This is a genomic window from Streptomyces sp. BK022, assembly GCF_004217355.1.
In the GTDB taxonomy this organism is placed as follows: domain Bacteria; phylum Actinomycetota; class Actinomycetes; order Streptomycetales; family Streptomycetaceae; genus Streptomyces; species Streptomyces griseoluteus.
Genome location: NZ_SHKU01000004.1, coordinates 241742 through 266873, shown reverse-complemented (window position 1 = coordinate 266873; position 25132 = coordinate 241742). Strand labels below are relative to the sequence as shown.

The following is a 25132-nucleotide window of genomic DNA, read 5'->3' as shown; positions in this document are numbered from 1 at the left end:
GCCGGGGGCGACTTCGGGCAGTCGGGCGGTGGCCGGGTCAGGCGCTGACATGGGTGGTTCCTGTTCTGTGCGGGTGGTGCGGGCCGGGCCGCCCGGTGAGCGGGGCCCGGCGCAGGGCGGCGGCGACCTGCGCCGCGTAGGTGTCGAGACCCTCGGCGCCGCCGCCGGGCAGGCCGGTGAGCCGGGGCAGGAGATCGCCGAAGGCGTTGACCTCGCCGACGCGGGCGCGGCGCCAGCCGATGGAGGGCAGCAGGTCGACGCCGACGCAGAGGGTGTCCGGGAAGCAGGCCGCGGCCCGCTCGCAGATCCCGAGCAGCTCCGGCCAGCCAAGGCCCGCGCTCTCGGCCGCCTGCCGGGCCCCGGCCAGGTCGCCCCGGCGGCCGCCGAGATGGAGGTTGGTGAGCGGTCCGGCGCTGGTGCGGACCACGGCGTGGGTGGCGCGGCCGTCGACCACGACCACCCGGAGGTCGGCTGCCCGGCCGCCCTGGGACGCCTTGGGCACCCAGCGCTCCAGGTGGAGCCCGTCCGGGGCGAGCGCGTCCACGATGGCGGCGATGTCCCGCTCCCGCTGGTACCTGCGCACCTTGAGGGAGTTGAACAGCCGCCCCTCGGGGTCGAGTTCGACGGAGGTGGTGGCCCGGACGCGACCGCCTCCGGCCGAGTCGACGGCGAGCACCCCGGAGGCCGACGAGCCGTGCGCGGGCTTGACGAACAGCCGGGGCATCCGGTGCTCCCGCATCAGCGCCCGCACGTCGTCCCAGCCGCGCACCGGGGCACCGGTCGCGCCGGAGGTGGGCGACGCGGGCACCGGTACGCCCGCCGCGGCGAGGACCGCGTGACAGCGCCGCTTGTCGAACATGACCGCCACGTCATCGGCGCCGTCGAGCCGGATGCCGCCGCGCAGCGTGCCCAGGGCCGCCGTGAAGCGCTCGTACCAGCGGGCCGTTCCCTCCACCCGGGTCGGGTCGCGCATGCCCCGCAGGAGGAGGTCGACCTCGCGGTCCTCGCCGGGCGAGTCCACGCGGACGATCTCCCCGTCGCCGAACACGGCCCCGCCCGCGCGCAGTACGTCCAGCCAGGGCACCACGCGGGGGGCGGGCAGCCCGGCGGCCCGGACGGCCTCCGCGAACAGGGCCACCCTGCGGCCCCCGGGGTTGCCGACCACGGCGAAACACCGGTTCATGGCAGGACGCTCACTCGCCGATGGCCACGAAGCGCTGCACGGTGCCGTCCTCGTTCTCGTACGAGTCCGCGTCGTCCTCGTTGAGGTCCAGCCGGACGCCCGCCGGTTCCAGGGTCTCCCGGAGGCGCTGCTGGAGGGGCTCGGTGATGTAGTGGTGGTGCAGGTCGAGGAAGGCCAGGTGGGTCAGCGGCTGCCCGGCGAGCAGCGCGGCCGCGCCCTCGTCGCCCAGGGTGCCCATGGAGAGGTCCAGCGTCTGCAGTCGGGCCACGACGGGCGCGGAGGCGACGGCGGCCGCGATCTCGTCCTGTATCTCGCTGTTGCGCAGCCCGAGGTGACGCAGCGCGGGCAGCCGGGTGCCGGAGAGGATCGGCTCCAGGTCGGGCACCGTGGTGTCGGCGCCGTACATCGAGTCGCCGAGCCACAGTTCGAGGTGCTCCAGCGCGGGCAGCCCGCTGCCCCCGACGCCCCGGACGACCTCCACGGGCAGGCCGCCCGTCTCCACGACCAGCTTGCGCAGCGCGGCGTGCTCCAGCGCGGGGAACTCCAGCCCGGTGCCCCCGCGCACCCCGAACTCGGCCAGTTCCGGGAAGCCGGTGAGCAGTCCGGTGACGTCGCTCTGCTGGATCCAGGAGAGTTCGGCCTCCTCCATGACGAGGTCGCCGAGGAACAGGGCGCGCAGGGCGGGCAGCCGGTTGCGGGCGACGAGCAGCGCGGCCGTCACGGCGGAGGAGTCCGTCTCGTACGCGTCCGTCCAGGCGCCGACGATCAGCGCCCGCACCCGTGTGGTGTCCACGGTGGCGAGGAAGCGGGCGAAGGCGTCCTCCCACTCCTCGTCCGCGTCGTACACGTCCCCGGCGACCCGCCAGGCGACGGCGTCCGGCTCGGGCAGTCCGGCCTTCGCGCCGGGTCCGGGGAAGGCGAACGCGGGGAGGCCGTACAACTCCTCCAAGTGGTGACCGATGGTCATGCGGGCTGCTCCTGACGTGCGATGGGCGCGAACGTGTGCGGTCCACGGCGTACCCGGGAAGTTCTACCAACTCGCACTGACAACCGGTCACACGGCTGTGGACGGCTCCCGCCCGGCTACTCGCCGGCCGCCGCCTCGCGCAGCGTCTTCGCGGTGGTGGCCGGGTCGTACCCCTCGGGCACCCCGTCGACCAGGATGATGTCGCCCGCGATGTGCCGGGAGCGCAGTGGGGCGATCTCCCGGTAGGCGGGCGAGTCCCACCAGGCCCGCGCCTCGGTGATCCCCGGGAAGGCGATGATCACGACATGCCCGGCCCACTCCCCCTCCTTCACCTCGTGCTGGGTGCCGTGGACGAGGAAGCGGCCGCCGTACGGCTCGAAGGTGGCGGTGATGCGCTCGATGTACTCCGCGATCTCGGGGTGCGGCGCGGCCTCGCGGAGATGGGCTACGGCGTAGGCGGTCATGGGTCCTCCACGGCGTCGATGATCGTCGGATCTTCGTACCCGGCGATGCTGCCACCCCCGCCGACCGGCGTCGACGGTCCGCCGGAAGATCGACTCGGACACGCCGGGGAGCGAGATCCACTCCCGCCGCCGAGCGACACGTGTGCTAGTCTTTCTCTTGTTGCAGTTGTGGTACCCATGAACTTTATGTGCGCCTGACGGGAAATGTTTTCTCTTTGGGCGCATTTTGTTTTCCGGCATCTTCCGGATGGGGCCTCTGCCATCAGAAGGAGAAAGTCATGGCACAGGGAACCGTCAAGTGGTTCAACTCTGAAAAGGGTTTCGGCTTCATCGAGCAGGACGGTGGCGGTCCGGACGTCTTCGCCCACTACTCGAACATCGCCACCCAGGGCTTCCGTGAGCTCCAGGAGGGCCAGCGGGTCAGCTTCGACGTCACGCAGGGCCAGAAGGGCCCGCAGGCCGAGAACATCGTTCCCGCCTAATTGCGGGACGCGTATTCCGCTCACCGGGGTCCGCACCGTCATGGTGCGGACCCCGGTTTGTGCTGTGTTGAGGAAGGCAGTAACCGCATGCCCCGCAGGTATCAGAAGCCGAACCGCGGCTCGTCGCCGTCCAGGCCCTCGTCTGCTCCCCAGGCTCCCCAGGAATTCCGCCTGCCCGAGAGCACGACGCCCGCACTGCCCGCCGTCGCTGAGTTCGCCGACCTCGACATGCCCGCGGCACTGCTGAAGACGCTCACCGCGCAAGGGGTGACCACCCCCTTCCCCATCCAGGCCGCCACGCTGCCCAACTCGCTGGCGGGCCGGGACCTCCTGGGCCGGGGCCGCACCGGTTCCGGAAAGACCCTCGCCTTCGGCCTCGCCCTCCTCGCCCGGACGGCGGGGCAGCGGGCCGAGCCCAAGGCACCCCTCTCCCTGGTCCTGGTGCCCACCCGCGAACTGGCCCAGCAGGTGACCGACGCGCTGACTCCCTACGCGACGGCGGTCAACCTCCGGATGGCCACCGTGGTCGGCGGCCTGTCGATCACCAAGCAGGCCGCCACGCTCCGGCGCGGTGTCGAGGTGCTGGTGGCGAGCCCCGGCCGCCTCAACGACCTGGTGGAGCGCGGTGACTGCGTGCTGCACGACGTCGGCATCACGGTGCTGGACGAGGCCGACCAGATGACCGACATGGGCTTCCTGCCGCAGATCACCAGGCTGATCCAGCAGGTGCGCCCCGACGGCCAGCGGATGCTGTTCTCGGCCACCCTGGACCGGAACATCGACAAGCTGGTGCAGCGGTTCCTCACCGACCCCGTGGTGCACTCGGTGGACCCGTCCGCCGGTGCGGTGACCACGATGGAGCACCATCTGCTCCACCTCCAGGACGAGACCGACAAGAAGGCCGTCACCACGCGCATCGCGGCCCGTGACGGCCGGGTCATCCTCTTCCTGGACACCAAGCGCTCCGCCGACCGGCTCGCCAAGCGCCTGCTCTCGGTCGGCGTCCGCGCCGCCGCCCTGCACGGCGGCCGCTCCCAGCCGCAGCGCAACCGCGCCCTGGAGCAGTTCAAGACCGGCGAGATCACCGCGCTGGTGGCGACCAACGTCGCGGCACGCGGTATACACATCGACGACCTCGACCTCGTCGTGAACGTCGACCCGCCGACCGACCACAAGGACTACCTCCACCGTGGCGGCCGCACCGCCCGCGCGGGTGGTTCCGGCAGCGTGGTCACGCTGGTGCTGCCCGAGCAGAAGCGGGAGGTCAACCAGCTCATGTCGGCCGCCGGCATCCGCCCGAAGACCGCCCGCGTCACTTCCAGCGCTCCCGAACTGGTGACCATCACCGGCGCCCGCGAGCCCTCCGGCGTGGCCGTGGTCATCGCCGCCCCGGAGCCCACGCCGCCGAAGGCGCGTCCGGCGCGCAGGTCCGGTGCCGGTGCCGAGGGCGCCGGCCGCTCCAGCCGCCGACGTCGTCCGGCCGGTGCCGGCGAAGGCACCGGCGGCCAGGCCCGCAAGCCCGAAGGCCGGTCCAAGCCGGGCACGGCGAGCGCCGGTGCCTCCGGTGGCCGCCGTACGGGCGCCGAGGGTGCCAAGGGCGGGGGCGCCGCCGGGCGCCGTACCGCCGGTGGCGGGGCTCCCGGCAAGGCGGGCGCGCGCGGCACCGCCCGCAGGGCACCGGGTGAGCGCGCGGCGGGCACCGGCGGCTCCGACCGCCGTGGCGGCCGCCGCCCGGCCGCGAGCTGAGACCGGCGAAACGGAACACCCCCCGACCGGGCCGGTCGGGGGGTGTTCGCGTTCCGGGCTCACCTCCGCCGGGGCAGGCGGACCACCTGGACGAAGAAGTCGTCGATCTGGCGGACGGCGGCGATGAACTGGTCGAGGTCGACCGGCTTGGTGACGTAGGCGTTGGCGTGCAGCCGGTAGCTGCGGAGGATGTCCTCCTCGGCCGCCGACGTGGTGAGGACGACCACCGGGATGTCCGCGAGATCCTGGTCGGACTTGATGCGCTCCAGGACCTGACGCCCGTCGTACTTGGGCAGGTTGAGGTCGAGCAGGATCAGGTCGGGCCGGGGCGCGCCGGTGTGGTCGCCGCGCCGGTAGAGGAAGTCGAGCGCCTCCTCGCCGTCGCGGACCACGTGCAGCGTGTTGCCGATCTTGTTGTCCTCGAACGCTTCCCGGGTCATCAGCTCGTCACCGGGGTCGTCCTCCACCAGGAGGACGTCGATCGGGGTGCCGTCGGGAGTCGTCATGTGAGGGCCTTCTCCTCGTGGTGGGTGCCGGTCTCGTCCGGGGCGGTGGCCACGGGGAGGGTGAAGCTGAAGCGGGTGCCGCCGGTGTAGTCGGTGTCCAGCCAGATCCGGCCACCGTGGTGTTCCACGATCTTCTTGCAGAGGGCCAGGCCGATCCCGGTGCCGCCGTAGGCGTCCCGGCTGTGCAGTCGCTGGAAGATGACGAAGACCTTGTCGGCGAACTCGCCGGGGATGCCGATGCCGTTGTCCGAGACGCTCAGCCGCACGCTGCCGGGTTCGTCCGGGTCGGGCTCGCAGGTGACGGTGACCTGCGGGGCGCGGTCGGGGTGGCGGAACTTCAGGGCGTTGCCGATCAGGTTCTGCCAGAGCATGGTGAACAGGGTCGGGTCGCCCACCACCTCCGGCATGTCCTGGGGCCGTTCGACGCGGGCGCCGGATTCCTCCACGGCCGCGTCGAGGTTCATCATCGCCTTCTCCAGCGCCTGTTCCAGGCCGATGGAGACGCGGTCGTCGGTGAGCCGGCCGACGCGGGAGAAGGTGAGCAGGTCGTTGATGAGCACCTGCATGCGCTTGGCGCCGTCCACCGCGAAGTCGATGTACTGCCGCCCGCGGTCGTCCAGCTTGTCGTAGTACCGCTTCTCCAGGAGCTGGCAGAAGGAGGCGACCTTGCGCAGCGGCTCCTGGAGGTCGTGGGAGGCGACGTAGGCGAACTGCTCCAGTTCCACGTTGGAGCGGCGCAGCTCGACCGCCTGGGCGTCCAGGTCGGCGGCCTGGGTGGTGAGGACGCGCTGCTGGGCGCGGGAGGCGTCCAGGTCGGCCACGATCCGCTTGCGCATGTCCTCCACGTCGTCGGCCACGGCGGTCAGGTCGGCCGGTCCGCCGCCTTCGATGACGTGGTCGAAGTCGCCGCCCGCGACCCGGCGGGACGCGGTACGCAGCCGCTGCAGGGGCAGGGTGACGAGTATGCGCACGAAGACGGCCAGCGCGACGCCGGTCAGCAGGAACGCGGCGACCATGGCGGCGAGCACCGAGTTGCGCAGGGTGCGCTCGTGGGCGATGCGGGCGCTGCCTTCCCGGACCACACGGGTCAGGTCCGTGTTCTGTTCGGCCCAGCTCCTGCGCAGCTTGTCGAAGTCCTCCTTGCCGTTCTCCACCGTCCGCAGGTCGACGGCCTTCGGCTTGCCGGGGGTGACGGAGGCGACGAGCGGTTCGGCGCAGTTGAGGCGCCACTGGGCCGCCTGCCGTTCCACCCGGGTCAGGTCGTCACGCAGCTCGGGCTGGTCGGCGACCAGCCGCCGCAGCCGCGCCGCGGACTCCGACTCGTTCTGCTTGCCTTCGGTGTAGGGCTTGAGGAAGCGCTGGTCGGCGGTGATGGCATAGCCCCGGATGCCGGTCTCCTGATTGACCATGGCGGACTGGAGCCGGTACGCCTCGGTCTGGGCGGGCTGGACGCCCCGCAGCAGGGCGTCGGTCGCCACGGCCGTGCGGTCGAGGAGGGTGGCGCCCACCACGGTGCCGAGGAGCACCAGGAGGCTCATGAGCGACAGCACGAGGTAGAACCAGCCCTGCACGGTCAGGCGACGCCCGTACCACGGCTTGCCCGCGAGGTTCTTCACCCTGTGCTCCGAACCGACTCGTCACTCACGCGTCCCACTCGTTTCTCTCGTCTCACGTTTCTCAGTTCCAGCTCACATGGACGACGGCGACGTCGTCCGCGAGGCCGCCCTGTTCCTCGGCCAGCCCCTCGGCCTCGCCGATGAGCCGGTCCACGAACTCGTCGGGCGCCAGTCCGGCCGCCTCGCGGGCGAGTTCGAGCAGTCCCTCCTCGCCGAGGCGCTGCGGCCCCCGGCTGACGTGTCCCTCGAAGAGGCCGTCGGTGAAGAGGACGACGGAGGCTCCCGGCGGCACCGGCAGTTCCGCGGTGGGCCAGTGGGCGCCGCCGGGGATGAGGCCCAGCGCGGGGCCGCCCGGCACCTCGACCCAGTCCACGTCCCGGGCGCCGCGCCGGAGCAGCCCGTGGTGGCCGGCCCGCACCACGGTGGCCCGGTGCTCGCCGGGTACGGCGGACAGGCTGACCAGGGTGGCGAAGACCTCGTCCCGGGCGCGCTCGGCGACCAGGATCTCCTCCAGGCGGGCCACCTGCTCGACGCCGGTGATGCCGCTGAGGACCAGTGTGCGCCAGGCTATGCGCAGGGCGACACCGAGGGCGGCCTCGTCCGGGCCGTGTCCGGAGACGTCCCCGACCAAGGCGTGCACGGTGCCGTCCCCGCTCTGCACGATGTCGTAGAAGTCGCCGCCGAGCAGGGCCTGGGCACGGCCGGGGCGGTAGCGGGCGACGACCTGGACGCCGTCGGCGCGCAGCAGCGGGCGGGGCAGCAGGCCGCGTTCCAGACGGGCGTTCTCCTGGGCCTGCATCAGGCTGGCCTGGAGCGCGACCGCCGACCGCTCGGCCTGCTTGCGCTGGATCGCGTAGCGCACGGCGCGGCCGAAGAGTTCGGGTTCGACGCGGCCCTTGACCAGGTAGTCCTGGGCGCCCGCGGTCACCGCGGCGAGCCCGGTCTGCTCCTCGGCGAGGCCGGTGAGGACGACGATGGCCACCCGGTCGGCGTGCGCCTTGACCAGGGAGACCGCTTCGAGGCCGCTCGCGTCCGGCAGATGCAGGTCGAGCAGGACGCAGTCCGGCCGCTCGGTGGCGAGCACCTCGGCGGCCTCGGCCATCGTCCGTACCCAGCGCAGCCGCATCTTCAGGGCACTGTCGGCGACCAGTTCCTCGACCAGCAGCGCGTCGCCGGCGTCGTCCTCCACCAGGAGCACGGACGGCCGTCGCTCGTCCCAGCCCGCGTCGATCCCGTCCGCGGTCACCGGCCTCAGCTCATCGGCATCAGCCCGCGACGTCACCATGGTCCCGCCCTTTCCGCTCCGCTCATGCCGCCCGCCGCCGTAAGTTGTCGACCGACAACATTGGACGAGCATACTCAGTGCGAAGATCCGGGCGTGACCAGTCCGGGTGACATCATTCACCCATCCGGACTCGAACGCGACGGCATGATTTCGCCGGGAGGGGGCTCAGCCCTCGAAACGGTAGCCCATGCCCGGCTCCGTGATCAGGTAGCGCGGGTGGGCGGGGTCCGCCTCCAGCTTGCGGCGGAGCTGGGCCATGTAGACGCGCAGGTAGTTCGTCCGGTCGCTCAGGGAGACCCCCCAGACCTCGCGCAGCAGGTGTTTCCGGCTCACCAGGCGGCCGGGGCTGGTGACAAGGATCTCCAGCAGATGCCACTCGGTCGGGGTGAGGCGGATGTCACGCCCGTCGCGCACGGCCTTCTTGGCGGAGAGGTCCAGGGTGAAGTCCGCCGTCCGCACCAGGGTGGTCTCCGGGGGCGCCTGGCCGGCCTCGGTGCGGCGGACGGCCGCGCGCAGCCGGGCCAGCAGCTCGTCCATGCTGAACGGCTTGGTGACGTAGTCGTCGGCCCCGGCGTCCAGCGCGGCGACCTTCTCCTCGGACGCCTGGCGGGCGGAGAGGACGAGGATCGGCACCCGGCTCCGGCCGCCGCGCAGGGACCGTATGACGTCGGTGCCGTCCATGTCGGGCAGCCCCAGGTCGAGCACGACCACGTCCGGCCCCCGGTCGGCCGCGAGCCGGAGCGCGGTGGCACCGTCCGGGGCCGTGTCGACGGCGTACCGGCGCGCCTGGAGGTTGATCACGAGGGCCCGTACGAGCTGCGGGTCGTCCTCCACCACGAGCACCCGTGTCATGGACGCGCGCCCTCCTGTCGTACGCCTCAGTGGACCGAGGGCAGCAACCTACGGCATCGGGGCGGGAGTCGGCGGTCCAGGTGCGGCTTCCGGACACCGCCGGGGCGGTTCAGCGCCGGGCCGTCAGCTCCTTGAGGGCGATGTTCAGCTCCAGCACGTTGACGCGGGGCTCGCCGAGGAAGCCCAGCGTGCGGCCCTCGGTGTGCTCACGGACGAGCCGGGCGACCTCGCGGACCGGCAGGTGGTTCCGGGCGGCGACGCGGTGCGTCTGGAGCCGGGCGTACGCCGGGGAGACGTCCGGGTCGAGGCCGGAGCCGGAGGAGGTGACCGCGTCGGCGGGGACGTCGGCCGGGCTCACCGGACGGCCGGGTACGGAGTTGTCCCGGACGACGGCGGCCTTGGCGGCCTCCACCCGCCGCACCAGGACCTCGTTGTCGGCGGCGAGGTTCGAGGCACCGGAGAGGAGCAGGTGGTAGCGGGTGTTCTCGGTGTTGGTGCCGAGCCCCGCCGCCGGACGCCCCTGGAACCACCTGAGGTCCGGCGCCGCCGCCTCCTGGCCCTTCTTCAGCGGCAGGGTGTACGGCTGCCCGATGAGGGAGGAGCCGACGACCCGCCCGTCCGCCCGGACCTCGGAGCCGTTCGCCCGGCCGGGCATGAGCAGCTGGGACACGCCGGTCACGGCGAGGGGATAGAGGACACCGGTGACGAGGGTGAGGACGAGCAGGGCGCGCAGTCCCGCGCCCAGGGACCGGATCTTGCCGGTGAGGGAGGTGTTCATGGTCAGCCGATCCCGGGGATCAAGGAGAGGAGCAGGTCGATGAGTTTGATGCCGGCGAAGGGCGCGACGAGTCCGCCGAGGCCGTAGACGGCGAGATTGCGCCGCAGCAGGCGGTCGGCGCTCACCGGCCGGTACCGCACCCCGCGCAGGGAGAGCGGGACCAGCGCGATGATGATCAGCGCGTTGAAGACGACCGCCGAGAGGATCGCGGAGTCGGGCGAGGCCAGCCGCATGATGTTCAGCCGGTCGAGCCCGGGATACACGGCGGCGAACAGCGCCGGGATGATCGCGAAGTACTTGGCCACGTCGTTGGCGATGGAGAAGGTGGTCAGCGCGCCCCTCGTGATGAGGAGCTGCTTGCCTATCCCGACGATCTCGATGAGCTTGGTCGGGTCGGAGTCCAGGTCGACCATGTTGCCGGCCTCCTTGGCGGCCGACGTGCCGGTGTTCATGGCGACGCCGACGTCCGCCTGGGCCAGCGCGGGGGCGTCGTTGGTGCCGTCCCCGGTCATGGCGACGAGCTTGCCGCCCGCCTGCTCCCGCTTGATGAGGGCCATCTTGTCCTCGGGGGTGGCCTCCGCGAGGAAGTCGTCGACACCGGCCTCCTCCGCGATGGCCCTGGCGGTCAGCGGGTTGTCCCCGGTGATCATGACGGTCCGGATGCCCATCCGGCGCAGCTCGGCGAACCGTTCCCGCATGCCGTCCTTGACGACGTCCTTGAGGTGGACGACACCGAGTACGCGGGCACCCCGGCCGTCCCGCACGGCGACCAGCAGGGGGGTGCCGCCCGCGCGGGAGATGCGGTCGACGGCGGCTTCCGTGTCGTCGGCGACCGTGCCGCCCCGCTCGCGCACCCAGCGCAGCACCGAGGCGGCCGCGCCCTTGCGGACACTGCGCCCGTCCACGTCGACGCCGGACATCCGGGTCTGCGCGGTGAACGCGACCCACTCGGCACCGGCCGGCTCGCCCGGGTGGCGCTCACGCAGGCCGTACGCCTCCCTGGCCAGGACGACGACGGAACGGCCCTCGGGGGTCTCGTCGGCCAGCGAGGAGAGCTGGGCGGCCTCCGCGAGTTCGGCCTCGCTCGCGTCGCCCACCGGCACGAACTCGGCGGCCCGGCGGTTGCCGAGGGTGATGGTGCCGGTCTTGTCCAGCAGCAGGGTCGACACGTCACCGGCCGCCTCCACGGCCCGGCCCGACATGGCCAGCACATTGCGCTGGACCAGGCGGTCCATCCCGGCGATGCCGATGGCGGAGAGCAGGGCGCCGATGGTGGTGGGGATCAGGCACACCAGCAGGGCGACCAGCACGACCATCGTGAGGTGAGTGCCCGCGTGCGCGGCGAACGGCGGCAGCGTGGCGCAGGCCAGCAGGAAGACGAGGGTGAGCGAGGCCAGCAGGATGTTCAGCGCGATCTCGTTGGGCGTGCGCTGCCGGGCCGCGCCCTCCACCAGCCCGATCATCCGGTCGATGAAGGTCTCCCCCGGCCGGGTGGTGATCCGGACGACGATCCGGTCGGAGAGCACCTTGGTGCCGCCCGTGACGGCACTCCGGTCGCCCCCGGACTCCCGGATGACCGGCGCCGACTCGCCCGTGATCGCGGACTCGTCCACCGATGCGACGCCCTCCACGACATCGCCGTCGCCGGGTATCACCTCGCCCGCCTCGCAGACGACCAGGTCACCGACGCGCAGCTCGGTGCCGGAGACGTGCTCCTCGGCGGTTCCGGTCAGCCTGCGGGCCACGGTGTCCGCCCGGGCCTTGCGGAGGGTGTCGGCCTGCGCCTTGCCCCGGCCCTCGGCCACGGCCTCCGCGAGGTTGGCGAACAGCACGGTCAGCCACAGCCAGCCGCTGATCGTCCAGCCGAACCAGTCGGTGGGGTCGGTGAGCGAGAACGCCGTGGTCAGCACAGAGCCGATCCACACCACGAACATCACGGGCGACTTGACCATGATCCGCGGATCGAGCTTGCGGAAGGCGTCGGGCAGCGAGCGCAGCAACTGCCGTGGATCGAAGAAGCCCGCGCCGACCCGGCCCCCGCCGGACGGGACCCCGGCCGCCGCCTCGTCGTGCGGCGCGCGGAGGGGAGTGAGTGTGGACATGGCGGCCTCGGGGTCGTGGGTACGAGGGGTCGGCTCGTCGGTACGGGGATGGGTCATGACAGCCCCTCCGCGAGCGGTCCCAGCGCCAGCGCCGGGAAGTAGGTCAGGCCGGTGACGATGAGGATCGCCCCGACCAGCAGGCCCGCGAACAAGGGCTTCCCGGTACGCAGGGTGCCCGCGCTCTCGGGTACGTGCCGCTCGGCGGCGAGCGAGCCGGCCAGCGCGAGGACGAACACCATGGGCAGGAAGCGGCCGAGCAGCATGGCGAGCCCGGTCGTGGTGTTGAACCAGTCGGTGTCGGCGTTCAGCCCGGCGAAGGCCGAGCCGTTGTTGTTGGCGGCCGAGGTGAAGGCGTACAGCACCTCGGAGAACCCGTGGGCGCCCGGATTGAGCAGGGAGTGCGGCGGGGTCGGCAGGGCCAGCGAGGCCGCGGTGAAGACGAGGACCAGCGCGGGGGTGACGAGGATGTAGCAGGCGGCGAGCTTCATCTCGCGGGCGCCGATCTTCTTGCCCAGGTACTCGGGGGTGCGGCCGACCATCAGACCGGCGAGGAACACCGCGATCACGGCCATGATCAGCATGCCGTACAGCCCGGAGCCGGTGCCGCCGGGCGCGATCTCGCCCAGCATCATCCCGAGCATGGCGACCCCGCCGCCGAGCCCGGTGAAGGAGGAGTGGAAGGAGTCCACGGCGCCGGTGGAGGTGAGTGTGGTGGACACGGCGAAGAGCGCGGAGCCGCCGACGCCGAAGCGGACCTCCTTGCCCTCCATCGCGCCGCCCGCGGCCTGGAGCGCCGGGCCGTGGTGGCTGAACTCGGCGGTCATCATCAGGGCGGTGAAGCCCAGCCAGATGGCGGCCATGGTGCCGAGGATGGCGTAGCCCTGCCGGACGCTGCCGACCATCAGGCCGAAGGTGCGGGTCAGCGAGAACGGGATGACGAGGATCAGGAAGATCTCGAACAGGTTGGTGAAGGGCGTCGGGTTCTCGAAGGGATGGGCGCTGTTGGCGTTGAAGTAGCCGCCGCCGTTGGTGCCCAGTTCCTTGATGGCCTCCTGGGAGGCGACGGCGCCGCCGTTCCACTGCTGGGACCCGCCCGTGAACTGGCCGACCTCGTGGATGCCGGAGAAGTTCTGGACGGCGCCGCACGCGACGAGGACCAGCGCGCCGAGCACGGCCGCCGGAACCAGGACACGGAGCGTGCCGCGCACCAGATCGGCCCAGAAGTTGCCCAGTTCGCCGGAGCGGGACCGGGCGAAGCCGCGCACCAGGGCGACCGCGACGGCCATGCCCACGGCGGCGGACACGAAGTTCTGCACCGCGAGCCCCGCCGTCTGCACGACATGGCCCATGGTCTGTTCGCCGTAGTACGACTGCCAGTTGGTGTTGGTGACGAAGGAGACGGCGGTGTTGAAGGACTGCGCCGGGTTCACCGGGGAGAAGCCCAGTGAGCCGGGCAGCACCCCCTGGAGCCGCTGGAGCAGGTAGAGGAGGAGGACACCGGCGAGGGAGAAGGCGAGCACCCCGCGCAGATACGCCGGCCAGCGCATCTCGGTGTCGGGGTCGGCGCCGACGGCCCGGTAGACCCAGCGCTCGACACGCAGATGACGGCGCGAGGAGTACACCTTGGCCAGATAGCCGCCGACGGGCGCGTGGACGAGGGCCAGCGCGCCGACGAGGGCGAGGAGTTGGAGCACGCCCGCGAGTACGGAACCCATGTCTGCTCTCAGAACCTCTCCGGGAAGATCAGGGCGAGGACGAGATAGCCCAGCAGGGCGACGGCCACGATCAGGCCGACGGTGTTCTCGGCGGTCACAGCTTCGTCACCCCCTTGGCGACGAGTGCCACCAGCGCGAAGGCCGCGAGCACGATGACGACGAAGGCCAGGTCGGCCATCTTGGGACTCCTGAACGGACGGGGTCGAAAGGGGAACGCTTCGAGGAAACCCCTGCTCCAAGGGGTCGGGGCCCCGCGTTGACACCTCTCATACGGGCAGGGGCTCAGCCTTGACGAGTCCCTGACGGGGGCGCGCGGCGGAGCGCGGCGAGGGGGTGCGCGGCGAGGGGGGTGCGCGGCGAGGAGGGTGCGCTTCCCCCGATCGAACGAGTTTGGGTCCGGCGCCCCTTGGCGCGCCGGGCCGGGCGGGGGACGGGAACACGCGTTCCGGAAATTCCCTCGCCCGAGCCGTGACAAGGCCGGTGTCCGGCGCGTTTTTAGAGCACCAGTTCACTTTCCGCTCGGATGGAGGAGACCGACGACATGGCCACGTTCACCCCCGGTTCCGCCCAGCTCGTCTGCCGCGCGCTCGTCGTCGACCGCGAGGGGCGCGTCCTGCGGGTGCGGGACCCTGCCGGGTTGCCCGGTGTGCGCGCCGAGGCGGGCGACCGCACCTTGCTGGAGGCCGCGCTGCGGGCGGTGACCGAGCGGACCCGGCTCGCACCGGGTGACCTGTGCCTGACCCCGCAGCTGCTGACCGCTCCGGTCCAGGTCGAGGCGGTCGGGCCGGCCCAGTACGAGTTCACCTTCGCCCTGTACCTGGCCCGCGAGCCGGCGGAGCCTCTTGCCGCCGACTGGTTACCGGTCGACCAGCTCGATCCGGGCTCCCTGAGAGCCAGGGTGCGCGCCCTGCGCCTGGACGGAAGGCCGGCTCCGGTCAACGCCTCGGCACTGATCCACGACGGCGAGGGCAGCTACCTCCTCCACCTGCGCGACAACATCCCCGGCATCTGGGAGCCGGGTGCCTTCGCCCTGCTCGGCGGCGGCCGGGAGCCGGAGGACCGCACGCTGGAGGACACCCTCCGGCGCGAGCTGGCCGAGGAAGCACCGGGTCTGGACCCGGCCCGCCTGGAGCCGTACGCCGTCGAGGAGGCCACCGGTACCGATGGGCTGTGCGTTCCCGTGCAGGTCTTCTCGGGCCGCTGGACCGGCGATCCGGACGGGGTGGGGCTCACGGAGGGGGTGCTGCTGCGCTGGTTCCGACCGGAGGTGCTGCACCGGCTGCGGATGAGCCCGGACACGCGTGACCTGATCCTGCGCCACGCCGCGGACCCGGCCCAACGGGCCCCGGTGATCCCGCGCCCGGCGAAGGCCCCGGACGCGGGCGGCACGGAGCTGAACATCGTCGGCGTCCACCTGTACGCCGAGGACGCCGACGGCCGCGTCCTGCTCGGGCTGCGCCACCCGGACGCGGCTTTCGCGGGGTCCACCTGGCACTTCCTGGCCGGCCACTGCGAGCGGGAGTCGGCCGTCGCGTGCCTGGTGCGGGAGGCGTACGAGGAGGCCGGGCTGGTGATCGACCCCGCCGACCTGGAGCTGGCCCATGTGGTGCACGTGCTGCACGGACCGAGCTCGCGCCCGCGTATGCAACTGGTCTTCCGCGCCCGCCGCCTGGGCGGCACACCGTGGCTGAGGGAGCCGGACAAGTGCCTCGCGTGGCGCTGGTGGGACCCGGACGGACTGCCGGAACCGCTCGTGCCCTACGCCCGCACGGCCATCGACGGCATCCGGACGGGCCGTACCTACTCGGAGACGGGCTGGTGCCCGGCATGAGCGGCCGGCAGCGTCACACCGTGCCGGTCGACGTGCATCTGATCCTGCGCCGGGAAACCGGCGCCGGCCCGGAGGTGCTGGTGTCACGCCGGGCCGGGGCGGTGTACGCGGCCGGGCTCTGGCATCTGCCCTCCGGGCATCTGGACGGCCCGCACGAGGACGTGGTCGACGCGCTGATCCGGGAGGCGCGCGAGGAGACCGGCGTCGTCGTCGACCGGGCCGACGTGCGCGCCGCCGTCACCGTCCACCATCGCGCGCCCGGTGGTTCGGCCCGCGTCGGATTCCTCTTCGAGGTGCGCCGGTGGGCGGGCGAGCCCCGCGTCATGGAGCCGGACGTCTGCGACGCCATGACCTGGGTCCCGCTGGACACGCTGCCCGCCGCGACGGTGGCGTACTGCCGGGCCGGCCTGGACGCGTACCGGGCCGGGGAGCCCCTGGCCGTGCACTTCCAGCGGCCGGGCGACCCCATCGCCCACGACCCGGCGGCCGACCGGCTCCAGGTCGTCCCCGGCGTCGACTTCCCGCCAGTCCGGCGGGGCCCGGCCCCGCCCCACCCCCTGGAGACACATCGTGAGCGGTGAGACCCTGCACACCCGCCCCCAGCACCCCGGTACCGCGCACGCCGCACGGCTCGCCACGCCCGCCGACGCGGAGGGCATCGTCCGGCTCCGGTCCGCCCACGTCCTCGACGAGCCGCTGCCCGAGGAGTGGATCGTCCGCTCCGGCGCGGAACTGGCCGCCCGGCTGGTTCCGGGTGGCGACGGGCGGGCCTGTGTCGTCGACGCCCCCGACGGCACTCTCGCCTCCTGCGCCCTCGCGCTGCTCCACCCGGTGCTGCCCGAACCGGCGTCCCCCTGCGGGCGGGCCGCGCGGGTGCACACGGTCGCCACGCACCCCTCGTGGCGCGGCCGGGGACACGCCAGGTCGGCCCTGACCGCGCTGCTCGACCGGCTCCGGGCGGAGGAGGTGGCGCCCGTCGAGGCCGAGGCGCCCGCCGGTGCGGCGGCGTTCTTCCGCGCCTCGGGATTCCGCGGCAGCCCGGCGCCCATGCGGCTGACATGGCCCGGGCCGGCGGTCCGGGGGCGGATGGACGAGAGGACCGGCCACGTCTGGCTCCCGCCGGAGCAGTACGCCGAGACGGTCATGAAGGCCACCGGTTTCGCCTGCGTCCTCTTCACCGACGCCCACGACCGGCCCGTACAGCTCCACGGGGTCTACAGCCCGACCCACCCCTGGCAGTTGGCCGGCGGCACGATGGACCCCGGCGAGCGTCCGTGGGAGACGGCCGTGCGGGAGTGCCGGGAGGAGACCGGCATCGAACTCGACGGCCCACCCCGGCTGCTGGCCACGGTGTACGGGCTGCCGGGCGCCGAGTGGCCGTACAGCACGATGGGGCTCGTCTTCGACGGCGGGCGGCTGGACGAGGCGCGGCTCGGCGACATCGTGCTGGACCCGCGTGAGCACGACGAGGTGCGGGTGCTGCCGCTTCCCGAGTGGCGGCCACTGATGCCACCGCGGGACTTCGCGCGGCTCAGTGCGGTGATGGAGGCCCGCCGCACCGGCGTGGCCGCCTACTTCGACACCTGGGACTGGGGGGCGGAATGAGCCTCGTACGGATGTCGGCCGGGGGGGTGCCGGCGGTACCGGTGCGGGAGTGCGGCGAGCCGCTGGTCGACGTCCGGGCGCACGGCACCCTCCGGGCCGGCCCGCGCGGGAGGACGCCACGGCCGGTCCAGCCCCAGCCGGTCCAGCCGAGAGCCATATAAGACGCATATCGCCCTATCGCTGGCATAGTGCCGCCCATGACCCTCACGCCCCGTAAGGACGGCTCGCGGCGCAGCGGCGGTCGCCGTCGCGCAGTACCGGCGCTGGCCTGTGTCCTCGCCATCACGGGTGGCGTCGTCCTCGCGCTGGACCTGTCCGAGGACGAGCCCCGCTCCCCCGCCGCGCTCCCCGGCCACCCCGCCCCCGGTCCGAAGGACGTCCCCTCCCCCGGCGCCCCCGGCATCGGCGACCCCCTCATGCCGCGGGACGGAAACGGCGGCTACACGGTCCGCCGCTACACCCTGGACTTCGACTGGCAGGCGCCGAGGACCCCCTTCGCCGCCGCCACCACGATCAGGGCCACCGCCACCCAGGCCCTCTCCCGCTTCGACCTCGACTTCGCGGGCAACACCCTGCGCGGCGTCACCGTCGACGGCGCGCCCGCGAAGACGGCGCGCCGGGGCGACGAACTGGTCGTCACCCCGGTGAAGCCGCTCGCGCGGGGCCGCGCCTTCACCGTGCGGGTCACCTACACCGCCGACCCCACCCAGCGGCGCCACCGCACCGACGCGATCCAGGACTACGGGTGGGTGCCGACGGCGGACGGCACCGTGCTGTCCCCGCAGCCGAACGGCGCCCGGATGATCTTCCCGGCGGACGACCACCCGAGTCTGCGCGCGCCGTTCACCTTCCACATCACCACCCCGCCAGGGCTTACGGCGGTGGCCAACGGACGGCTCGTCACCCGCGCCCCCCAGCGCGACGGCCGGGTCCGCTGGACGTACGACTCGGAGCATCCGGTCGCCCCGCAGTTGGTCCAGCTGGCCATCGGGAAGTTCGACGTGGTCGACGGCACCGGCCCGCACGGGCTCCCGCTGCGGGACGTGGTGCCGGCGGGGCTGGTGGCCGGGACGAAGGCGTACCGGGCGCTGACGCCGGACCACCTCGCGTGGCTGGAGCAGCGGCTCGGCCCGTACCCGTTCCGGCGCTACGGCGTGCTGGTGGGCGACAGCGAGCTGCCGGTGGCGCTGGAGACGCAGTCCCTCTCGGTGGTGCCGAGCGCGGACCTGCTGGGGGATCAGGTCGCCGCCGAACGCAATCTCGTGCACGAGCTGACCCACCACTGGACCGGGGACAGCGTGGCGATCCGCCGCTGGTCGGACCTGTGGCTGAGCGAGGGTCACGCCCGTTTCTACGAGCTGCTGTACGCCGATTCGCGGGGTGGTCCGAGCCTGGAGGACATGATGCGTTCGGCCTACGAGCAGCACGACCGGTGGCGGCACGACGACGGCGCCCCCGCCGAGCCGCACGAGGAGGGCCTGTTCCGTCAGATGCGGTACGACGGCTCGGCGCTCGTGCTGTACGCCCTGCGGGAGAAGGTGGGCGCCGAGACCTTCGAGCGCGTCGAGAAGGCCTGGGTGACGACGTATCGGGGACGGGTGGCCGGGACCCGTGACTTCGTCAGGCTGGCCTCCGAGGTGGCCGGTGAGGACCTGACGGGTTTTCTGACCCCTTGGCTGTACGGGTCGCACACGCCGCCCATGCCGGGCCGGCCGGACTGGCGGGTGGACCCGGTGGAGGAGGAGTGAGGCGAGGAGGGGTGAAGGGCTGCCCCCACCCGGCGGGGTCGGCTGCCGCCGACCGGGTGGCCTGAGCGCGGGGGCTGGTCCACGCCAGTGACGCTCGGCGCGACGCGGCGCGCGAGGCAAGGAAACGTGAGCGGGGTGACATGCGGGGCGCGCCCTGGTTCGCGCCCTGGCCGCATGTTCCGGCCGCGCCGAACCTCGTTGGAGCCACCCGTATGAGAAAACGCGTCGCCCCCCGCCTGTCCAGTGCCGTGCGCGGGCATCGGCGGATCGTCTGCGTGACCGCCGCGTCGGCGGCGCTCCTGGTGCCCTTGCTGATCGACCGCTCGGACGACTCCGGCGGTCCCGACGACCAACGCCTCCAGGACGACTACACCGCCGCGGCGAAGGAGTTCCAGGTCCCCCGCAGTGTCCTGATGGGGGTGTCCTACCTCCAGTCCCGGTGGGACTCCCACCAGGGCGCGCCCAGCGTCATCGGCGGCTACGGACCGATGCACCTGGTGGACTCCGCCGGGCCGCCGGCCGCCACCCCGCCGCATCACGTGACGCCCCATCCGAAGGTGCGCAAGGCCAGCCCGTCCCCGGCGCAGAAGGCGGCCGAGGAGGCCCAGCGCTCCGCCGACCTGCGGCGGGCGGCCGACCTGGTCGGTCTCCCGGTGGAGCGGCTGCGCACCGACGACGCCGCCAACGTGCGCGGTGGGGCCGCCCTGCTCGCCGCGGCGCAGAAGAGCCTCGGCAAGCCGCTCAGCACCGACCCCGCCGACTGGTGGGACGCGGTCTCGCGCTTCCCGGGCTCCAACGACGCGGGCTCGGCCACGGCCTACGCCAACGATGTCTTCGACATCATCCGCAAGGGCGCGGACCGCGTGACGGACGCCGGTCAGCACGTCGTCCTGGCCGCGAGCCCCCGGGTGCGTCCGAAGGCCGGGGCGGCGGGCGCGGCCCGCTCGAAGAACGTGGAGTGCCCGGCGGAGCTGTCGTGCTCCTGGCTGAGCGCGCCGTACGTCCGGATCGACGACGACGCGTACGGCAACCACGACCTGGCCGACCGGCCCAAGGACCAGCGGATCGAGTACATCGTCATCCATGACACCGAGGCTCCGCTGGCCTCGATGCTGCTGACCGTCCAGGACCCGACGGAGGCGTCCTGGCACTACTCGATCCGGTCCAGCGACGGCAGTGTCACCCAGCACGTCAAGACCAAGGACGCGGCCTGGCACTCGGGCAGCCAGTTCGTGAACGGCCGCTCGATCGGCATCGAGCACGAGGGCTTCCTGCGGCAGCCGGACGCCTGGTACACGGAGCAGATGTACCGTTCCTCCGCCCGGCTGGTGAAGTACCTGACGAAGAAGTACGACATCCCGCTGGACCGTCAGCACATCTTCGGCCACGACAACGTGCCGGCGCCGACCGAGGACACCATCCCGGACATGCACGACGACCCGGGTCCGTTCTGGGACTGGCGGCACTACTTCGACCTGCTGGGGGCGCCGCTGAAGGCGACGGCGGGGCCGGACAGCGACACGGTGATGATCCTTCCGGAGTACGCCAAGCACAGGCCGGTGTTCACCGGGTGCGTGGAGAGCGGCGAGAAGTGCGCGGCGCACGGTTCCAGCGCGGTCCGGCTGCACACCGAGCCGAGCGAGGACTCCGGGCTGATCCAGGACCCGGGCCGCAAGCCGGACGGCGACGACACCACGGTGGACGTCAACGACCTGGGGTCGCGGGTGTCGGCGGGCCAGACGTTCGCGGTGGCCGGGCGGCAGGGCGACTGGACGGCGATCTGGTTCCAGGGCCACAAGGCGTGGTTCAAGAACCCGAAGGACCAGCCGACCGCCGTGGGCGAGCGGGCCCGGACCGTCACTCCGAAGGAAGGACGCCACGAGATCCCGGTGTTCGGACGGGCGCTCCCGGAGGAGTCGGCGTACCCGGAGGGGGTGGACGAGGAGCAGGAGGCGCCGCTGCCGTACACGATCGAGGAGGGTCAGCGGTATGTGACCCAGTCCGTCGTGCACGGCACCTACGTCGACCGGTCCTCCTTCGGCGACGCCCCGGCGCCGGTGGTGAAGGGGCGGGAGGAGTACTACGAGATCCAGCTCGACCACCGGCTCGCCTATGTACGGGCGAGCGACGTGGACGTGAAGGAGCCTCCGGCGGCGGCCGGTGCGCCGAAGCCGGCCAAGCCGAAGGCCGGAAGCTGACACACCGCGGCCGGGGCCGGACCGGGGAGGTCCGGCCCCGGCCGTTCGCGCGGGTCGTCGCCGACCACTGGACCGCCTCCCGGTGAGCACCCAGACTGGGGGTGTCCGACGCCCGCTCTTCCTGGACGGTGACCGTGGAAACACAAGAGAGTCAGCGCGTCGAGTTCACGAGCGAGGCGGCCGCGCTGGTGCGGAAGCTGCGCGAGCGGCACGGTCCGCTGATGTTCCACCAGTCCGGCGGCTGCTGCGACGGCAGCGCCCCGATGTGCTACCCCGAGGGCGAGTTCCGCACCGGCGCCTCCGACGTCCTCCTCGCCGAACTGGCCGTGGACGGAGTCCCGGAACCGGTGGGCTTCTGGATGTCCAGGTCCCAGTACGACCTCTGGAGCCACACCCGCCTCATCGTCGACGTCGTCCCCGGCCGGGGCGGCGGCTTCTCCCTGGAAGCCCCCGAAGGCGTCCGCTTCCTGATCCGCTCCCGGGTGATCGGCACCTGACGGTCCCGCCTCACGGCCGCAGCCCGCTCACCAGGTCTGCCGTGGCCGTCAGGCCGTTGCTGATGGTGGGGGCCATGCTGGTGCTGGCCAGGTAGAAGCCGAGCAGCATGCAGACCAGGGCGTGGGAGATCTTCAGCGCGCCGTTGCGCATGAAGACCACCGCCAGGATCAGGAGCAGCAGCACCACTGAGATGGAAACAGCCATCGGAACCTCCTCCGCCACGCCCGGTGTGCGGCGTTCGGCCGCAAGTGTGGCGTAGCGGAGGCTTGTTCCGGGGCGCTGACGTGTCCCCCGTAAGGGTGGTGTCAGGGAGCCTGGAGGTCCGCCAGGCCGGCGAGGGCCTCGCGGTGGGCGCCCGCGCTGCCGTACGCCAGGGAGTCGGCCTTGGCCCGCTTGAGGTACAGGTGGACGGGGTGTTCCCAGGTCATGCCGAGTCCGCCGTGGAGCTGCAGCGCCTCCTCGGCGGCGCGGACGGCGACGGGAGAGGCGTAGGACTGCGCGACGGCGACGGTGAGGCCGGTGTCGTGGCCGGTGGTGAGCGCGTCGGCCGCGGCGCGGGCGGCCGCGCGGAGGTTGACCACCTCCAGCCAGAGCTGGGCGAGCCGGTGCTTGAGCGCCTGGAAGCCGCCGACCGGCCGGTTGAACTGCTTGCGCTCCTTCAGGTAGCGCACGGTCTCGGTCAACGCCCAGTCAGCCACGCCCAGTTGCTCGGATGCCAGCAGTCCCGCACCGGCCCGCAGCGCACGCCGCACGGCGGGTTCGGCGGGGCCCAGGCGGCGGCCGGGGGCGCCGTCGAGGGTGACGGTGGCGAGCGGGCGGGTGAGGTCGAGCGGGATCTGCGGGGTACGGGTGACCGCGTCGGCGGCGACCGCGTAGAGATCGCCGTCGTCGGCCGGGACGAGCAGTACGTCGGCCGCGACCGCGTCCGCCACGGAGGTCAGCTCGCCGCGCAGTACGCCGTTCTCGACTCGGGCGGTGGCGAAGGGCGCGCCGGGCGCCGTGGTCAGGGAGACGGCGAGGGCGCCCACCGTGCGGCCGGAGGCGAGTCGCTCCAGCAGCTCGGCGTCGTCACAGGCGAGCAGTGCCTCGGTGGCGACCACGGCGCTCGTGAGGTACGGCACCGGCGCCACGGCCCGCCCCAACTCCTCAAGCACGACAGCGACTTCGCGATGCGTGGCGCCCTGGCCGCCCCGCGCCTCGGGGACCAGCAGCCCCGCCAGGCCCATGCCCTCGGTGAGCTGCTTCCACAGGGCGGGGTCGTGCGGGGTGTCCGACTCGGTGCGGGCGATCACCGCGGCGGGCCCGCAGTGGTCGGTGAGCAGGTCGCGGACGGCGGCGCGCAGCGCCTCCTCCTCCTCGGAGTAGAGGAGGTCGGGCTCGGCGTTCGGCGTGCTCATCGGGCCAGGTCCTTCCAGGGGACGTCCTTGTCGGTGCGCGGTTCGGCGGGCAGGCCGAGGACGCGTTCGGCGACGATGTTCAGCAGGACCTCGCTCGTCCCGCCCTCGATGCTGTTGCCCTTGGAGCGCAGATAGCGGTACCCGGCGTCGCGCCCGGTGAAGTCGACCAGCTCGGGACGGCGCATGGTCCAGTCGTCGTACAGCAGCCCCTCCTCGCCCCGGAGTTCGACCTCCAGGCCGCTGATCTCCTGGTTGAGGCGGGCGAAGGCGAGCTTCATGCCGGAGCCCTCGTAGCCGGGCTGGCCGGCGTTGAGCTGCTGGCGCAGCCGCTCGGCGGTGAGGCGGGAGACCTCGGCCTCGACCCAGAGCTTCAGCAGCCGCTGGTGCAGGTCGTGGGTGCGCAGTCCGGGGCGTTCGCGCCAGGTCCTGGCGACCGGCCCGATCATGCCGCCCTCGCGCGGCAGCCGCATGCCGCCGATGGAGACGCGTTCGTTCATCAGCGTGGTCTGGGCGACCCGCCAGCCGTCGCCGACCTCGCCGAGGCGGTGGCGGTCGGGGATGCGGACGCCGGTGAGGAAGACCTCGTTGAACTCGGCCTCGCCGGTGATCTGGCGCAGCGGCCGGACCTCCACGCCGGGGTCGGTCATGTCGCAGATGAAGTAGGTGATGCCCGCGTGCTTGGGCGCGTCCGGGTCGGTGCGGGCGATGAGGATGGCCCAGCGGGCCAGATGGGCGCTGGAGGTCCACACCTTCTGCCCGTCGACCACCCAGTCCTCGCCGTCCCGCACGGCGCGGGTGCCGAGCGCGGCCAGGTCGGACCCGGCGCCGGGCTCGCTGAACAGCTGGCACCAGACCTCTTCGCCGGTCCACAGCGGGCGCAGGAAGCGGGCCTTCTGCTCGTCGGTGCCGTAGCGCAGCACCGTCGGGGCGGCCATGCCGAGGCCGATGCCGATGCGGCGCGGGTCGTTGTCGGGGGCGCCGGCGGCGGCCAGCTCCTCGTCCACGACGGCCTGGAGGGAGCGCGGGGCACCGAGTCCACCGAGGCCCTCGGGATAGTGCACCCAGGCGAGTCCGGCGTCGAAGCGGGCCCGGAGGAAGTCGAGGCGGTCGGTGCCGGCGGGCGGGTACGCGGCCAGCAACTCGCGGGTGCGGCGGCGCAGTTCAGCGGCGTCGGTCATGCGGTGGCTCCGTTCTGCGGCAGGACGGCGATCCGGCCGGTGGTCACGCCGTCGGCGACCCGCTGCACGGCGTCGGCCGCCCCGGCGAGCGGCACGCGGTCGCTGACCAGCGGCTTGATCGCGCCGCGCGCGGCCAGCTCGGTCAGCTCCTCGTGGCAGCGCAGCACCAGCTCGGGGTTCTTGGTGTTGTACAGGCCCCAGTGCAGGCCCAGGATCGCGTAGTTCTTCACCAGGGCGTGGTTGAGCGCGGGGCTCGGGATCGAACCGCCGGCGAAGCCGACGACCACGATCCGGCCCTCGAAGGCGACGAGCTTGGCGGACTGCCCGTACGCCTCTCCGCCGACGGGGTCGTAGATCACGTCGGCGCCCTTGCCGCCGGTGGCCTCCTTGACGGCGGCGACCACGTCCTCGGCGCGGCGGTCCACGACCACGTCGCAGCCCAGCTCACGGGCGACGGCGGCCTTCTCCGCGCCGCCGACGACACCGATGACCCGTGCTCCGGCGGCCTTGCCGAGCTGGACGGCGGCGCTGCCGACTCCGCCCGCCGCGGCGTGCACCAGCAGGGTCTCCCCCGCCTCCAGGCGCGCCCGCCGGTGCAGGCCGAACCAGCCGGTCTGGTAGCCGATGTGCAGCGCCGCCGCCTCGGCGTCGTCCAGGGCCTCGGGCGCGGGCAGCAGCGCACGGGCGTCGGCGAGCGCGTACTCCGCGAAACCGCCGTACGGCAGCGCCGGGTTGGCGATGACACGGCGGCCGTCCTCGGTCTCGCCGCAGATCTCCACGCCGGGCGTGAAGGGCAGCGGGGGCCGTATCTGGTACTGGCCCCGGCAGAGCAGGGCATCCGGGAAGTTGACGTTGGCGGCACGCACGCGGAGCAGCACCTGGCCCTCGCCGGGCGTGGGGCGTTCCACCTCCGCCAGGCGCATCACCTCGCGCGGCTCGCCGTTCTCGTGCACTTGCCATGCCTGCATGCCGGGCCTCCAC

General features: G+C 72.7%; 23 protein-coding genes. 8 read left to right on the top strand and 15 right to left on the bottom strand.

The features are described from left to right. Nucleotides 1–37: 37 nt before the first annotated feature. The 3 genes from EV284_RS17945 to EV284_RS17935 all read right to left on the bottom strand — a co-directional run bounded on the left by EV284_RS17945 (nucleotide 38) and on the right by EV284_RS17935 (nucleotide 2614). A complete protein-coding gene (locus EV284_RS17945; RefSeq protein WP_130335322.1) occupies nucleotides 38–1183 on the bottom strand; it encodes an STM4014 family protein in 1146 nt (381 codons plus the stop codon). Nucleotides 1184–1193: 10 nt separating this feature from the next. After that, nucleotides 1194–2150, bottom strand: coding sequence for an STM4015 family protein (locus tag EV284_RS17940; RefSeq protein WP_130335320.1), 957 nt, complete (start codon nucleotides 2148–2150; stop codon nucleotides 1194–1196). Nucleotides 2151–2266: 116 nt separating this feature from the next. Further along, the gene (locus EV284_RS17935; protein WP_130335318.1) at nucleotides 2267–2614 is read right to left on the bottom strand and encodes a DUF1330 domain-containing protein; all 348 of its coding nucleotides are present in this window, start codon (nucleotides 2612–2614) and stop codon (nucleotides 2267–2269) included. 278 nt (nucleotides 2615–2892) lie between these two features. Here EV284_RS17935 and EV284_RS17930 point away from each other — a divergent pair, with 278 nt between their 5' ends. Both EV284_RS17930 and EV284_RS17925 read left to right on the top strand, forming a co-directional pair. Further along, on the top strand, nucleotides 2893–3096 hold the full coding sequence (locus EV284_RS17930; protein WP_007502648.1) for a cold-shock protein: 204 nt from the start codon (nucleotides 2893–2895) through the stop codon (nucleotides 3094–3096). Nucleotides 3097–3183: 87 nt separating this feature from the next. Then, nucleotides 3184–4842, top strand: coding sequence for a DEAD/DEAH box helicase (locus tag EV284_RS17925; RefSeq protein WP_130335316.1), 1659 nt, complete (start codon nucleotides 3184–3186; stop codon nucleotides 4840–4842). A gap of 59 nt (nucleotides 4843–4901) precedes the next feature. On the opposite strand, the gene EV284_RS17920 is transcribed toward EV284_RS17925, so the two are convergent. The 8 genes from EV284_RS17920 to kdpF form a co-directional block, all read right to left on the bottom strand. Next, on the bottom strand, nucleotides 4902–5348 hold the full coding sequence (locus tag EV284_RS17920) for a response regulator (RefSeq protein ID WP_086690552.1): 447 nt from the start codon (nucleotides 5346–5348) through the stop codon (nucleotides 4902–4904). Beyond that, a complete protein-coding gene (locus EV284_RS17915) occupies nucleotides 5345–6886 on the bottom strand; it encodes a CHASE3 domain-containing protein (protein ID WP_130336399.1) in 1542 nt (513 codons plus the stop codon). The genes EV284_RS17920 and EV284_RS17915 overlap by 4 nt, the downstream gene beginning before the upstream one ends. Before the next feature lie 139 nt (nucleotides 6887–7025). After that, on the bottom strand, nucleotides 7026–8249 hold the full coding sequence (locus EV284_RS17910; protein WP_130335314.1) for a fused response regulator/phosphatase: 1224 nt from the start codon (nucleotides 8247–8249) through the stop codon (nucleotides 7026–7028). Between the two features lie 165 nt (nucleotides 8250–8414). Beyond that, nucleotides 8415–9101, bottom strand: coding sequence for a response regulator transcription factor (locus EV284_RS17905; protein ID WP_130335312.1), 687 nt, complete (start codon nucleotides 9099–9101; stop codon nucleotides 8415–8417). A gap of 109 nt (nucleotides 9102–9210) precedes the next feature. Then, complete coding sequence (locus tag EV284_RS17900) at nucleotides 9211–9879, bottom strand: potassium-transporting ATPase subunit C (protein WP_130335310.1); 669 nt, start codon at nucleotides 9877–9879, stop codon at nucleotides 9211–9213. Nucleotides 9880–9881: 2 nt separating this feature from the next. Further along, nucleotides 9882–11981, bottom strand: a complete 2100-nt coding sequence (kdpB, locus tag EV284_RS17895; protein WP_130336397.1) for a potassium-transporting ATPase subunit KdpB — start codon at nucleotides 11979–11981, stop codon at nucleotides 9882–9884. Between the two features lie 53 nt (nucleotides 11982–12034). Next, nucleotides 12035–13696 (bottom strand): potassium-transporting ATPase subunit KdpA, encoded by a 1662-nt coding sequence (gene kdpA, locus EV284_RS17890; protein ID WP_130335308.1) that lies wholly within the window; start codon nucleotides 13694–13696, stop codon nucleotides 12035–12037. An 8-nt stretch (nucleotides 13697–13704) separates the two neighbouring features. Next, nucleotides 13705–13794: a K(+)-transporting ATPase subunit F gene (gene kdpF, locus EV284_RS17885; protein WP_037761677.1), complete on the bottom strand. Its 90-nt coding sequence runs from the start codon at nucleotides 13792–13794 to the stop codon at nucleotides 13705–13707. A gap of 443 nt (nucleotides 13795–14237) precedes the next feature. On the opposite strand from kdpF, the gene EV284_RS17875 reads away from it, so the two are divergent. The 6 genes from EV284_RS17875 (at nucleotide 14238) to EV284_RS17840 (ending at nucleotide 21575) form a co-directional block, all read left to right on the top strand. Next, nucleotides 14238–15527 (top strand): NUDIX domain-containing protein, encoded by a 1290-nt coding sequence (locus tag EV284_RS17875; RefSeq protein WP_207229063.1) that lies wholly within the window; start codon nucleotides 14238–14240, stop codon nucleotides 15525–15527. After that, a complete protein-coding gene (locus EV284_RS17870; RefSeq protein WP_130335302.1) occupies nucleotides 15524–16108 on the top strand; it encodes an NUDIX domain-containing protein in 585 nt (194 codons plus the stop codon). The genes EV284_RS17875 and EV284_RS17870 overlap by 4 nt, the downstream gene beginning before the upstream one ends. After that, nucleotides 16098–17132: a GNAT family N-acetyltransferase gene (locus EV284_RS17865; protein WP_242625713.1), complete on the top strand. Its 1035-nt coding sequence runs from the start codon at nucleotides 16098–16100 to the stop codon at nucleotides 17130–17132. The genes EV284_RS17870 and EV284_RS17865 overlap by 11 nt, the downstream gene beginning before the upstream one ends. A 197-nt stretch (nucleotides 17133–17329) precedes the next feature. Next, nucleotides 17330–18880, top strand: coding sequence for a M1 family metallopeptidase (locus EV284_RS17850; protein WP_242625712.1), 1551 nt, complete (start codon nucleotides 17330–17332; stop codon nucleotides 18878–18880). 212 nt (nucleotides 18881–19092) lie between these two features. Continuing rightward, nucleotides 19093–21078: a peptidoglycan recognition family protein gene (locus tag EV284_RS17845; protein WP_130335298.1), complete on the top strand. Its 1986-nt coding sequence runs from the start codon at nucleotides 19093–19095 to the stop codon at nucleotides 21076–21078. A 134-nt stretch (nucleotides 21079–21212) separates the two neighbouring features. Next, on the top strand, nucleotides 21213–21575 hold the full coding sequence (locus EV284_RS17840) for a DUF779 domain-containing protein (protein WP_165425569.1): 363 nt from the start codon (nucleotides 21213–21215) through the stop codon (nucleotides 21573–21575). Nucleotides 21576–21585: 10 nt separating this feature from the next. On the opposite strand, the gene EV284_RS17835 is transcribed toward EV284_RS17840, so the two are convergent. The 4 genes from EV284_RS17835 to EV284_RS17820 form a co-directional block, all read right to left on the bottom strand. Then, nucleotides 21586–21780 carry a hypothetical protein gene (locus tag EV284_RS17835; RefSeq protein ID WP_130335296.1) on the bottom strand — a complete coding sequence of 65 codons (195 nt, stop codon included), beginning with the start codon at nucleotides 21778–21780 and terminating at the stop codon, nucleotides 21586–21588. 101 nt (nucleotides 21781–21881) lie between these two features. After that, a complete protein-coding gene (locus tag EV284_RS17830) occupies nucleotides 21882–22973 on the bottom strand; it encodes an acyl-CoA dehydrogenase family protein (RefSeq protein ID WP_130335294.1) in 1092 nt (363 codons plus the stop codon). Next, nucleotides 22970–24151: an acyl-CoA dehydrogenase family protein gene (locus EV284_RS17825; protein ID WP_130335292.1), complete on the bottom strand. Its 1182-nt coding sequence runs from the start codon at nucleotides 24149–24151 to the stop codon at nucleotides 22970–22972. Before EV284_RS17825 ends, EV284_RS17830 begins: the two co-directional genes overlap by 4 nt. Further along, complete coding sequence (locus EV284_RS17820) at nucleotides 24148–25119, bottom strand: NADPH:quinone oxidoreductase family protein (protein ID WP_130335290.1); 972 nt, start codon at nucleotides 25117–25119, stop codon at nucleotides 24148–24150. Before EV284_RS17820 ends, EV284_RS17825 begins: the two co-directional genes overlap by 4 nt. Nucleotides 25120–25132: the final 13 nt, after the last annotated feature.